General features: G+C 44.1%; 1 protein-coding gene. It reads left to right on the top strand.

Going from position 1 to position 1,508, the window contains the following annotated elements; translation table 11 throughout:
- Positions 1-123 precede the first annotated feature (123 nt).
- Positions 124-1,455 carry a hypothetical protein gene (locus KDK15_RS14420; RefSeq protein ID WP_257296084.1) on the top strand — a complete coding sequence of 444 codons (1,332 nt, stop codon included), beginning with the start codon at positions 124-126 and terminating at the stop codon, positions 1,453-1,455.
- Positions 1,456-1,508 lie beyond the last annotated feature (53 nt).

The raw sequence follows: 1,508 nt of genomic DNA, 5'->3' as shown, positions 1-1,508 counted from the left end.
CAGCAATTCCCGATAAATTGATTACCATCAATGATATCAAGGGTTAGAGGGAAAGTAGCTATTCCTGCAATCGCAGACTTTTAGTATATTATTTGGCATATATACTATTAATGTCGTGTTACTGTGCCTCCATCAAAGAATAAAGCGCTTGCTGAAAAATTGATCTCGCTGGTCTCGAAAGAAGCTGCAAAGATTCCGGATTTTCGACCAAAAAACAACCATGCGAAAATCTCTCTGCATGATGCCGTCATGTGCGGTCTTGCTGTCATGCATCTGAAATATCCATCGTTGCTTAAGTTTGACCAGGACTGCCTGAATGATGCTGATAAGCTCCATAACCTGAAATCCCTTTATGGTGTTGAGCAAGTTCCCAGTGATTCGCGCCTTCGTGAACTGCTTGATCCCATTGAGACCCGCTATTTTCGGAAGTTTTTTACCATTTTGTTTGCCTATGTTCAGCGCTCCGGCTGGCTCAAACAATTTGAGTATTTTGAGGAAGGTTATCTCGCTCCTATTGATGGAACAGGGCATTTTGCTTCTGGAACCATCCATTGCCCTGAGTGCTGTGTGAAAAAACCGGATAGCAAAAATCCCCAGTACTACCATCAGTTGCTGGCTTGCTGTCTGGTTAAACCGGGTAAGAAGGAAGTACTACCTTTGATGCCTGAACCCATCATTCAGCAGGTAGATGCCTCAAAAAACGACTGTGAGCAAACAGCTCTCAAAAGACTTCTGGCGAACATTGCCAGAGAGCACCCGCACCTGAAACTGGTGCTCAACTTTGACGATTTATACTCCGATGGACCCACGATAAAGCTGGTTAAATCCTATAACTACAGCTTCATCATGGTTGCGAAGGACACCAGTCACCCATCACTTTATGAAGCAGTGGATGAGCTGGACATAGCGAACAAAGTTGTTCGCCATGGGTATACCGACGAAGATGGCTATCGACACTGGTTCCGGTTCGTCAATGGAGTTCCCATCAATAAGTCCCATAAAGAGATATTGGTCAACTACCTTGAGTACGTAGAAATCAGTCCCAAAGGAAAGAAATACACCAACACTTGGGTTACTGATATTTACATTACCCTTGAAAACGTGACCAAAGTCATGCGAGGAGCACGCGCCAAGTGGAAAATTGAGAACGAAACGTTTAACACACTGAAAACACAAGGGTACAACCTGGAACACAATTACGGGCACGGAGAGATGCATCTGGCGACAAACTTTGCCAGCTTGACATTTACCGCTTTTCTCATTGATCAGATAGAGCAGCTTGCCTGCCCTCTTTTCCAAAAAGCGTTGTCGGTATCGAAATCAAAAAAATCGCTCTGGCATGGGATAAGGGGGCTGTTTGACTGGTTTATTATCGACTCATGGACCGAACTGTTAACAGCAATAACTGTGGGTAAGAGTATCAGCCTGAAAACGCTTATGGTGGATACAACTTAGCCTCTCAATATTCTTGTGTTTTCAGTGTTCGGTGTGTCTACAAAGTAATCAGG

This window comes from Endozoicomonas sp. YOMI1, from assembly GCF_024606345.1.
Classification (GTDB): domain Bacteria; phylum Pseudomonadota; class Gammaproteobacteria; order Pseudomonadales; family Endozoicomonadaceae; genus Endozoicomonas.
Note: the sequence above shows the minus strand (reverse complement) of the source record. Positions and strands in the feature narration are given on the sequence as shown.